Genomic DNA, 10,462 nt, shown 5'->3' on the forward strand with positions numbered 1-10,462 from the left:
AGGGGCGCCCTGCGGCGCCCCTTTTCAATTCCGTCCGGCAAAGCCGCTTAGAGCGTCTTGCCCAGAGCCACGGCCGTGTCGGCCATGCGGTTCGAGAAGCCCCATTCGTTGTCGTACCAGGAGAGGACCGACACGAAATTGCCGTCCATCACCTTGGTCTGGTCGAGAGCCAGGGTCGAGGAATGGGGATCGTGGTTGAAGTCGATGGAAACGTTGGGCTGGTCGGTATAGCCGAGCACGCCCTTGAGTTCGCCATCGGCATAGCGCTTGACCGCATCGTTGATTTCCTGCGCGGTGACATTGCGCTTGGAAATGAACTTGAAGTCGACGCAGGACACGTTCGGGGTCGGCACGCGGATCGAAACGCCGTCGAGCTTGCCCTTGAGTTCGGGCAGCACCAGGCCAATGGCCTTGGCTGCGCCGGTCGAGGTCGGGATCTGGCTCAGGGCCGCAGCGCGGCCGCGATAGAGATCCTTGTGCATGGTGTCGAGGGTCGGCTGGTCACCGGTATAGGAGTGGATGGTGGTCATCATCCCCTTCTCGATGCCGAATTCCTTGTGCAGCACATAGGCGAGCGGCGCGAGGCAGTTCGTCGTGCACGAGGCGTTCGAGATAACGACGTCTTCCTTGGTGAGGGAGGCGTGGTTGATGCCGTAGACGATGGTCTTGTCAGCGCCGTCGCCGGGAGCCGAGATGATCACCTTCTTGGCGCCGGCCTTGAGGTGGGCCGAGGCCTTTTCCTTGCTGGTAAAGATGCCGGTGCATTCGAGCGCGATGTCCACGCCCATGGCGGCATGCGGCAGCTCGGCGGGATCGCGCACGGCGGTCACCTTGATCGGGCCACGGCCGACATCGATGGTATCGCCGGCAACCGTCACGGTGTGCGGGAAGCGGCCATGGACGCTATCGAAGCGCAGGAGATGCGCATTGGTCTCGACCGGACCGAGGTCGTTGATGGCAACAACTTCGATATCGGTGCGGCCGGATTCGATGATGGCACGCAGGACATTGCGGCCGATACGGCCAAAACCATTGATGGCGACGCGAACTGCCATGTTTTAACGCTCCTAGAGGGGAGAAAGGAGAAAGGGAGGCGCGGCTCTCTTACAACTGTGCGGTGACGGCTTCAACAACGGCATTGGACGTAATGCCAAAGTGGGCATAGAGCGCGTCAATTGGTCCCGAGGCGCCGAACGAGTGCATGCCGACAAAACGCCCCTTGTCGCCCAGCAGCTTGTTCCAGCTCATTTCGATACCGGCTTCGACGGCAACGCGCGCCTTCGCCGTGCCGAGAACTTCGGCCTTATAGGCGTCGGACTGCTTGGCAAAGAGCTCCATGGACGGCACCGAGACGACGCGGGCCTTGATGCCCTGTTCGGTGAGGGTCTTCTGGGCTTCGACGGCAATGGCGACTTCCGAGCCGGTGGCGAAGATGATGGCGTCGGCATCGGCCGGGCCGATCAGCGAATAGGCGCCCTTGGCCGACTTGTTCTCGGCCGAGTTTTCGGTGCGGACGGCCGGCAGGTTCTGGCGCGACAGCGCAAGAATGGACGGAGCCTTGGTCGAGGTCATCGCCAGTTCCCAGCACTCGGCGGTTTCAACCGCGTCGGCCGGACGGAAAACCAGCAGGTTCGGAATGGCGCGGAGGGCCGAGAGGTGTTCCACCGGCTGGTGGGTCGGGCCGTCTTCGCCAAGGCCGATGGAATCGTGGGTCATGACATAGATGACGCGCTGTTCCATCAGGGCCGAGAGGCGGATGGCGGGGCGGGCATAGTCGGTGAAGACCATGAAGGTGCCGCCATAGGGGATGAGACCGCCATGGAGCGCCACGCCATTCATGGCGGCGCCCATTTCGTGCTCGCGAATGCCGTACATCATGTAGCGGCCAAGACGGTTGTCGGCCTGGAAGGGCAGCGTCTCGGGCGTGTTGGTGAGGTTCGAGTGGGTCAAGTCGGCAGAACCGGCCAGAGTTTCCGGCACGTTCTTGTTGATGACTTCGAGGGCCATCTGGCTCGACTTGCGGGTCGCGACCTTGGGCTTGTCGGCGACGAGCTTTTCCTTGTAGGCGGCCATGACGGCAGCAAAGTCGGCCGGCAGCGTGCCGGACATGCGGCGGGTGAATTTCGCCTTGTTGGCATTGGCCGCAAGGCGGGCTTCCCATTCGCCGCGCAGGTTCTGCGAGCGGGTCGCGGCAGCGCGCCAGGATTCAAGAATGTGTGCCGGGATTTCGAAGGCGGGGTAGTCGATGCCGAGCGCAGCCTTGGCGCCGGCCAGTTCTTCGGCGCCAAGCGGAGCGCCGTGCACCTTTTCCGTGCCGGCCTTCTTGGGCGCGCCGAAACCGATCGTGGTCTTGGCGGCGATCAGGGTCGGCTTGTCGGTGGACGCCTTGGCGGTCAGCAGCGCCTTTTCGATGGCGTCCTGGTCGTGGCCGTCGACTTCGATCGTGTTCCAGCCAACGGCCTTGAAGCGGGCGATCTGGTCGGTCGAGTCGGCATTGGAGACCTTGCCGTCGATGGTGATGTTATTGTTGTCCCAGATGACGACGAGCTTGTTGAGCTTGAGGTGGCCGGCAAGCGAGATCGCTTCCTGGGAAATGCCTTCCATGAGGCAACCATCGCCGGCGAGCACCCAGGTGTGGTGATCGACGATGTCCGAGCCGAATTCGGCGGCGAGCTTGGCTTCGGCGACGGCAAAGCCGACCGAATTGGCAAGACCCTGGCCGAGCGGGCCGGTGGTGGTTTCAATGCCTTCGGCATGGCCGAATTCGGGGTGGCCGGCGGTCTTGGACCCAAGCTGGCGGAAACTCTTGATGTCCTCGATGCCCATGTCCTTGTAGCCGAGGAGATAGAGCGAGGAGTAAAGCAGCATCGAGCCGTGGCCGGCCGAGAGGATGAAGCGGTCGCGATCGGCCCAGTGGCTGTCGGCGGGATCGAACTTCATCACCTTGGTGAAGAGGACGGTAGCGATATCGGCGCAGCCCATGGGCAGGCCGGGGTGACCGGAATTGGCTTTTTCGACCGCGTCCATGGACAGCGACCGGATCGCATTGGCCAATTCGTTCTGCTGGGCTGTGTTCGTCATCTGGCGGGCCGCTCTCTAATGCTGAAGAAGGCAGGGAGTAAGGGGATAAGAGGCCTGACGGCGCTCCTCCCAAAGGCGGGTTGAGGCATAACAGGTTCGTCTTGCCTGTCAATGTCGCCAAAGGCCCGAGGCGTCCAGTTTTGCTTGTGATTTGCCGGTCTGTGATTGCAATGGGGCTGGGGTTGGGGCAGGGTCGATCGGCTTGAATCGACGTTGCGTTAGGGGTAGTTGCGGCCAATGAGTGACGGACAGCATGAAGACGGCCTCGCCGCAGCAGCAAAGCGCTTCGATGGCGCCATGGCGCGGCTCGACCAAAGCCTTCAGGACATGACCGGCCGCATGCAGCGGCTGAAGCGCATCGAGGTCGACACCCAGCGCCTCGTGCAGGAACGCGCGCGCCTTGCAACCGAACTCGACAAAACCTCGGCGCGGGCCAAGCGGCTCGACGACAGCGCCCACGATGTTTCCCGCCGCCTTGTTGAGGCCATGGAAACCGTGCGTTCTGTGCTGGCGAAAACGGAGTAGCCCATGCCCGAGGTCAATGTCGAAATCAACGGACGCAAATATCGCATGGCCTGCGAGGAGGGCCAGCAGGGTCACTTGATCAAGCTGGCGGAGCGATTCAATGCCAGCGTCGAAAGCCTCAAGGGCGCCGTCGGCGAAATTGGCGATAACCGGCTGACAGTGATGGCCGGGATTGCCGTTGTCGACGAACTGGCGGAAGCCGAACGGAAAATTGCAGCGCTTGAGGCCGAGGTCGAGACCCTGACCCAGGCCGGGCATGAAATCGCAGACGAGCTGGAAGCCACGGAAAAGGCTTTTGCGGGGAAACTCGACGAGGCCAGCAGGGTGATCGAGTCGATCGCCGGCGTGCTCGACGAAACGGCGCCGCTGCAGGGATAGCGCCGCGGCATTCATAGCCAGCCACCACGTCATCCCCGCGAAAGCGGGGATCTCTGTTTGAGGAGACAGCATTCCCGCTTTCGCGGGAATGACGCGGCGCTAGGGGCGAAAAACTCAGAACTGAGCCGTCACCGGGTCCGACCCAATCCGTCCATCTGCTGCATCAAGCCCATTGATGGCGGCCTTGTCCTCGTCGCTCAGCGAGAAATCAAAAACATTGAAATTCTCGACGATGCGGCTCGGAGTCACCGATTTCGGGATGACGACGAGACCTTCCTCGATGTGCCAGCGGATGATGACCTGGGCCGGGCTCTTGCCATGGCGCTGGGCAATGCCGGCGATCACTGGATTGTCGAGCATCTTGCCCTGGCCGAGCGGGCTCCAGCTTTCGGTGATGATCTTTTTCGGCTCATAGGCGGCGCGGAGCTTGCGCTGCTGGAAGCGCGGATGGAGCTGGACCTGATTGATGACGGGCAGCACGCCGGTCGCATCGGCGAGGTCGTCGATATAGGTGCCTTCAAAGTTCGACACGCCAATGGAACGGGCCTTGCCCTCTTCCTGAAGACGGATCAGCGCCTTCCAGGTTTCCACATACTTGCCGCGATAGGCCGAGGGCCAGTGGATGAGGTAGAGGTCGACATAGTCGGTGCCGAGACGCTTGAGGCTCGCATCCATGGCGCGCAGGGTTTCGTCAAAACCCTGGTCGTCGTTCCAGACCTTGGTGGTGAGGAAGATGTCGCCACGGGCGACGCCCGAGCCGGCAATGCCCTGCCCCACGCCCTCTTCGTTCTGGTAGACGGCAGCGGTATCGATATGGCGATAACCGGCCTTCAGCGCGGCATCGACGGCGGTGACGGCGACGTCATTCGGAGTCTGCCAGACACCGAGCCCAACCTGGGGGATGGAACGGCCGTCATGGAAGGTCACGTGTGGTTGCGTGCTCATCGTTTTATCCATTGCTGTGGGAATAAGTTATGCCGAAGGACTCAGCTTGATCGTCGTTTTACGATGAAAGACACTTGCTGCCAAGTTCCAAAACTATCTTCCATACAAGATCATCCTTTCGTCTGATAACCCAAGGTCTAATCGACGGCACGATCCGAAAGTCTAAGCTTTGGGCATCCCGTTCCCACTGCAAGGCGCCAGACATAAAATGACCAAGTCGCTCAATGCCATCGCTCAGAAGCTGATGACACAAGGCCAGGGCATTCTCGCCGCCGACGAATCCGAAGGCACGATTGCCAAGCGCTTCGCCAAGATCAACCTGCCCAATTCGCTCGACCTGCGGCGCGATTATCGCGAGATGCTGTTCCGCTCGACCGATGCGATGCGCAACTATATCTCGGGCGTCATCCTGACCGAAGAGACGCTGGAACAGTCTGCCGCCGACGGCACCCCCTTCCGCGCCATTCTCGCCGATGTCGACACCATTCCCGGCATCAAGGTCGATCGCGGTGCATTCCCCATGCCCGGCGATAGCGGCGAAAAGATCACCGAGGGCCTCGATGGCCTGCGCCAGCGCCTCGAACGCTATGCAACGCTCGGCGCCGGTTTTGCCAAGTGGCGCGCCGTCATCACCATCAATGACGTGGCACCCACCCGCAACAATATCCGCGCCAATGCCCATGCGCTGGCCCGCTATGCCATCCTCTGCCAGGAGGCCGGCATCGTGCCGATCGTCGAGCCAGAAGTTGTCGGCGATGGCGATCCGGGCAATCACTCGCTCGAACGCAGCGCCCAGGTGACCGGCGAAGTGCTCGAAAACGTCTTCAAGGAACTCCGCCTTGCCGGCGTCGACCTTTCGGGCATGCTGCTCAAGCCCAACATGGTGCTGCCGGGCGTCAACTCGCGCGACCGTCCCTCGGTCGAGGAGATCGCGAGGCGCACCGTGGAAGTGCTCAAGGAGCACGTCCCTGCCGCCGTGCCGGGCATTGCCTTCCTCTCCGGCGGCCAGACCGACGAAGAAGCGACGGCCCATCTCTCGGCCATGAACCGCATCCCGTTCAAGCCCTGGCCGATGACCTTCTCCTATGGTCGCGCGCTGCAGAATGTGGCCCTGCGCACCTGGGCCGGTCGTCGCGAGAACTTCCCCGCGGCCCAGGCCGCGTTCGCCCACCGGGCCCATATGAACTCGCTCGCCGCTCTCGGCGAATGGACCAACGAACTCGACCGGGCCGCTTGATCGTCTCGATCAGGCTTGCCTGAATTTCCTCTCTGACGTCCCAACGTCACGACTGGCGCGCTCTTCTCCCGGAGCGCGCCTTTTCTTTTGGTTCGGGGTGCGGCGGCCGACGAAAACAGCCTCCACATTGCCACCCTCCCCACCATACCCTATTGGAGGCCGGTCCCTTTCTTGCCAAAATGGCATTTTACGGACACGCAGCGTCTTCTCCGGGAAATCCATGGCTCCTCAGCTTTACCTCATCACGCCCGCCGATCCGGACCTTGCGCAGTTTCCCCGCCAGTTGATGGGCGTGCTGACCGGCCCCGAGGTCGCAGCCCTCCTAGTGCGCCGTGGTTCGCTCGATAATGCGGCCTATGCCGAACTGGCCGAGCGGCTGGTGCAGATCGGCCAGGCGGCCGGCGCTGCAGTGCTGGTCGAAGATGATGTGGCGCTGGCCCAGTCGATCGGCGCCGATGGCGTTCACGTGACGACCGGCGGCGCCAAGGCCATTCGCGCTGCTGCCGAAGCCATGAAACCAGAGGGCATTGTGGGGGCAGGCAATGTGCGCACGCGCCACGATGCGATGAGCTTTGGCGAGCTCGATATCGACTATGTGATGTTTGGCCCGCTCGGTGGCCCCGTCGATCCGCAGGCGGCCGAACTGGCGCAATGGTGGGCCGAAACCTTCGAAGTGCCCGCGGTCCATTCCAATCCGGCGGCAGCACCCGATGCAGAAGACGAAACCGGCGCCGAATTCCTCGCGCTCTCCGACTGCGTCTGGGCCAAGGACGACCCGGCGACGTCCCTCGCAGCCTTTGCTGCCGCACTGAAAGCACAAGCATGAACTGGCTCGCGCCGTTGCTGGCGCTGACCCTCGCCGCCCTGCCCGTTGCGGCCCAGGCTCAGGCCCAGACCCGCTCGCAGGCGCAGGCAACCGAAGCCGCCAGCATCTCGAACTCGATTTTTGGCGCGCCGGACCCGGCGGACTTCGCCTTCGGCGCCTTTCAGCGCGGCTATTTCCTGACCGCGCTCGAACTCGCCTTGCCGCGCGCCGAACAGGGCGACGCCGCCGCCCAGACACTGATTGCCGAAATCTACTCGAAGGGACTTGGCGTCGCGCAGAATGTCGAGCGCGCCGCTGGCTGGTATCAGCTCGCTGCCAACAATGGCGACAAACTGGCGATTTTCGAGCTGGGCATGCTCTATCAGGACGGCTCCGGGGTGACGCAGGATCGCGACAAGGCGGCCGCGCTTTTCCGTCAGGCCGCCGACAAAGGCTATGCGCCGGCCAAATACAATCTGGCGCTGCTCCATGTCGAAGGCATCTATGCCGATCCGAGCCTGACGGCGGCCGCGGCGCTGATGAAGGAAGCTGCAGACGCCGACCTGCCCGAAGCCCAATATGACTATGGCTCGATGCTGATCGAAGGCGCCGGGGTTGCCCCTGATGCTGCCGCAGGCGCCCGCTATATCGGCCTTGCCGCCGAGCACGACCTGATCGCCGCCCAGATCGACTACGCCACCCTGCTCTATCTCGGCCAGGGTATCGAGCGGGACATCGAAGCGGCGGCGGGCTGGTATGAACAGGCGGCTGAAGGCGGCAATCCTGTCGCGCAAAACCGTCTCGCCAAGCTTGTGGCGGTTGGCGAAGGCACGGCGCTCGACCTTGAAACCGCGGCCATGTGGCGGGCTCTGGCCCGGCGCCAGGGCCTGTCGGACCCTTCGCTTGACCGCTTGCTGGTCTCCATTCCGCCCGACGCGCTGGCGCGGGCGGAAGAACGCGCTCGCTTCTGGCCTTCGACGCCGCCAAGCATCGAAACCATTGCCAGAATTCCGACAACGCCAAACGTGTTCGGCCCGCCCCTGCCGGCGCCCACCGACATGGAAAATGCGCCAAGCCGCGTAGTCCTGCCCAATGGCATAACCAATGCCAAGCCGCCCCAGCCGACGCCCGCCGCCGCGCCTGCAGAGACCGAACCGACCGAGCCAGCCACCACCGAACCGGCGCAAAACCCTTGAACCGAGCCACGTTCTGAGGCAATAAGCCGGCCAAACCTTCAATTGAAGCGGCGGGGCATCGGCCCCACGAGCGCCGCGTCGGGATGAAAATCCCGGCGGCGCTGCATGAACCGCTTAAGCCAAGCGAGCAAACAATGGCGCGTTCCGCCCTTCTCACCGTCATGGTCAATGCCGCCATCAAGGCCGGCAAGTCGCTGTCGCGCGATTTCAACGAAGTGGAAAACCTGCAGGTTTCCCGCAAGGGCCCGGCCGATTTCGTATCCAAGGCCGACCTGCGCGCCGAACAGATCGTCTTTGACGACCTGCGCAAGGCGCGCCCGACCTATGCTTTCCTGATGGAAGAAGGCGGCGAAGTTGCCGGCACCGACGGCCAGCACACCTGGATCGTCGACCCGCTCGACGGCACCACCAATTTCCTCCACTCCATCCCGCTTTTTGCCGTGGCCATCGCGCTGCAGCGCGGCGACGAAATCGTCGCTTCGGTCATCTACAATCCGGTGATGGACGAACTCTACACCACCGAAAAGGGCGGCGGCGCCTGGCTGGCCGATCGCAAGCGCTTGCGCGTTGCCGAACGCCGGCACCTGTCGGACGCTGTCATTGCCACGGGCATCAAGACCCAGGGCACCTCCAATGACGGCCTGCAGCTCCGCCAGCTCGCCCATATCAACCCCGCCGTTGCCGGCATCCGCCGCTCGGGCTCGATCGCGGTCGACATGGCATGGCTCGCCTCAGGCCGCTTCGACGCGCTCTGGGAAGCCGGTTTGAAACCTTGGGACGTGGCGCCGGGCCTGCTGATGGTCAAGGAAGCCGGTGGCCTCGTCACCGACTATGCCGGCCAGCCCGGTTCGGTCTGGAACGGCCAGATCGTTGCCGGCAACGAAGCCCTGCATGGGGCTCTCTTCAAGCAGCTTCGCTCGGTTCAGTAGCTTTCTGGTCGAGCACCAGCAGCTCGTCAAAAAAGTTCATATCCTCGAAGGCACAAAAGGCCGGGGCTCGCAATTCGAGCACCGGAGCGCGTGCCCTGATGTCTTCGGTGACTTCGTCGAGCATCATCGCCCAGGCTGAGAGCCGCTCATCCGCGATCCATCTTATCGGATAGGCGAAAGTGATGTGGAACTGGTAGCGCTCGTGATCGGGATGACGATAGCCGAAGAGATCGGCAAACCGGTTCCGCCAGTCGGCCATGGCCTTGCGGTCGGCGTCTGAGACGCCCTCGACGATGAGCCCGGTCGGCACGGCCTGCACCAGTTCGACGGCAAAATCGGGTCCTGCCGAAAAGCCTTCGAGGCGCTGCACCATCAGTTCGGTGGCATCGGCCAAGGGCGTGTCGAGCGGAAGGTTTTCCGGCCAATAGCCGGAAATGCGCCGACGCCCCAACACACCCTGAAACAGCGTCATGTGAAGGCTCTCTGGCGCCGTAAAAGCGAGGCCATGCGCATCGGACATGCCGAGATAGCGCTGCCGCGCATCGAAAAGCGCGTCTTCGGTCGCCGTCTCGGCTTTGAGGTGGCAGATCACCGTATTGCCCGGATCGGAGAGGAAGGTGCCTGTCTCGTCATAGCGCATGCCGAGATGGAGCGGCGCATCCCCATTGCTGGACAGACCAAAGTGATGGGCGAGCTTTTCGGTGTCGATGGACAAGGCCGGTCTCCAGCGGGGTGAATTGCCCTCGCTTAGCGACCCAAGACGAACCGAGCATGACAGCCCACCTTCGGAAACGTTAACCTTTTCCATTGTCACGCCATTCTGGCGCCTCTACTCTTCCGCACAGTTGATTTGCTGTGCGCGGGGCAAAGGTCAGGCACGATGACGCAAGGTTACGATCCCTACCACCTGGCCAGCCCCACCGTTTACCTCATCAAGATCGTCATTTTCCTGGTGCTGGTCGCCCTTGTAGCGGCGATCCTGTTCAGCCAGATCGTGACATTCTTCTGGGCCAACCCGTTCATCAACTCGATGATCTTCTTTGCCCTGTTCATCGGCATTTTCCTCAGTTTCCGGCAGTTGTTCCGCCTTTTCCCCGAGGTAAAGTGGGTCAATTCGCTCCAGGACGGCAATTCGGCCCAGGTGCGCCCGCCGGTGCTGCTGGCGCCCGTCGCCGGGCTGTTGCGCGAGCGCATCGGGGAAGCGGTGATCACGCCCACCTCCATGCGCTCCATTCTCGACTCGGTGGGCAATCGCCTCGACGAGGCCAAGGATACCTCGCGCTACCTGACGGGCCTGCTGGTTTTCCTCGGCCTCATGGGTACGTTTTACGGTCTCCTTGAAACCGTGGGCTCGGTTGCCGGCGTC

The 10,462-nt window shown here is 62.7% G+C and carries 10 protein-coding genes and 1 pseudogene; 7 read left to right on the forward strand and 4 right to left on the reverse strand.

The window, feature by feature from the left end:
* Nucleotides 1–47: 47 nt before the first annotated feature.
* Nucleotides 48–1,055: a type I glyceraldehyde-3-phosphate dehydrogenase gene (gene gap, locus ABW043_RS20850; protein WP_353923117.1), complete on the reverse strand. Its 1,008-nt coding sequence runs from the start codon at nt 1,053–1,055 to the stop codon at nt 48–50.
* 49 nt (nt 1,056–1,104) lie between these two features.
* Entirely contained in the window at nt 1,105–3,081 is a 1,977-nt protein-coding gene (gene tkt, locus ABW043_RS20855) for a transketolase (protein ID WP_353923118.1), read from the reverse strand.
* Between the two features lie 237 nt (nt 3,082–3,318).
* Between tkt and ABW043_RS20860 the strand changes: the two genes are divergently transcribed.
* Both ABW043_RS20860 and ABW043_RS20865 read left to right on the forward strand, forming a co-directional pair.
* Nucleotides 3,319–3,606: a DUF4164 family protein gene (locus tag ABW043_RS20860; protein WP_353923119.1), complete on the forward strand. Its 288-nt coding sequence runs from the start codon at nt 3,319–3,321 to the stop codon at nt 3,604–3,606.
* Between the two features lie 3 nt (nt 3,607–3,609).
* Nucleotides 3,610–3,984, forward strand: coding sequence for a cell division protein ZapA (locus tag ABW043_RS20865; RefSeq protein WP_353923120.1), 375 nt, complete (start codon nt 3,610–3,612; stop codon nt 3,982–3,984).
* Between the two features lie 114 nt (nt 3,985–4,098).
* Here ABW043_RS20865 and ABW043_RS20870 read toward each other — a convergent pair whose 3' ends face one another.
* Nucleotides 4,099–4,929: an aldo/keto reductase gene (locus ABW043_RS20870; RefSeq protein WP_353923121.1), complete on the reverse strand. Its 831-nt coding sequence runs from the start codon at nt 4,927–4,929 to the stop codon at nt 4,099–4,101.
* Between the two features lie 208 nt (nt 4,930–5,137).
* Here ABW043_RS20870 and ABW043_RS20875 point away from each other — a divergent pair, with 208 nt between their 5' ends.
* The 4 genes from ABW043_RS20875 (at nt 5,138) to ABW043_RS20890 (ending at nt 9,096) form a co-directional block, all read left to right on the forward strand.
* Nucleotides 5,138–6,166, forward strand: coding sequence for a class I fructose-bisphosphate aldolase (locus ABW043_RS20875; protein WP_353923122.1), 1,029 nt, complete (start codon nt 5,138–5,140; stop codon nt 6,164–6,166).
* Nucleotides 6,167–6,386: 220 nt separating this feature from the next.
* Entirely contained in the window at nt 6,387–6,992 is a 606-nt protein-coding gene (locus tag ABW043_RS20880; protein ID WP_353923123.1) for a thiamine phosphate synthase, read from the forward strand.
* Nucleotides 6,989–8,167 (forward strand): tetratricopeptide repeat protein, encoded by a 1,179-nt coding sequence (locus ABW043_RS20885; RefSeq protein ID WP_353923124.1) that lies wholly within the window; start codon nt 6,989–6,991, stop codon nt 8,165–8,167. Before ABW043_RS20880 ends, ABW043_RS20885 begins: the two co-directional genes overlap by 4 nt.
* 134 nt (nt 8,168–8,301) lie before the next feature.
* The gene (locus ABW043_RS20890) at nt 8,302–9,096 is read left to right on the forward strand and encodes an inositol monophosphatase family protein (RefSeq protein ID WP_353923125.1); all 795 of its coding nucleotides are present in this window, start codon (nt 8,302–8,304) and stop codon (nt 9,094–9,096) included.
* Here ABW043_RS20890 and ABW043_RS20895 read toward each other — a convergent pair.
* Nucleotides 9,071–9,811 carry a DUF1868 domain-containing protein gene (locus tag ABW043_RS20895; RefSeq protein ID WP_353923126.1) on the reverse strand — a complete coding sequence of 247 codons (741 nt, stop codon included), beginning with the start codon at nt 9,809–9,811 and terminating at the stop codon, nt 9,071–9,073. The genes ABW043_RS20890 and ABW043_RS20895 overlap by 26 nt on opposite strands.
* A gap of 165 nt (nt 9,812–9,976) precedes the next feature.
* Here ABW043_RS20895 and ABW043_RS20900 point away from each other — a divergent pair.
* A pseudogene (locus ABW043_RS20900) lies at nt 9,977–10,462 on the forward strand (flagellar motor protein MotA); the annotation flags it as partial.

It is taken from the genome of Devosia sp. (genome assembly GCF_040509215.1).
Lineage (GTDB): Bacteria > Pseudomonadota > Alphaproteobacteria > Rhizobiales > Devosiaceae > Devosia.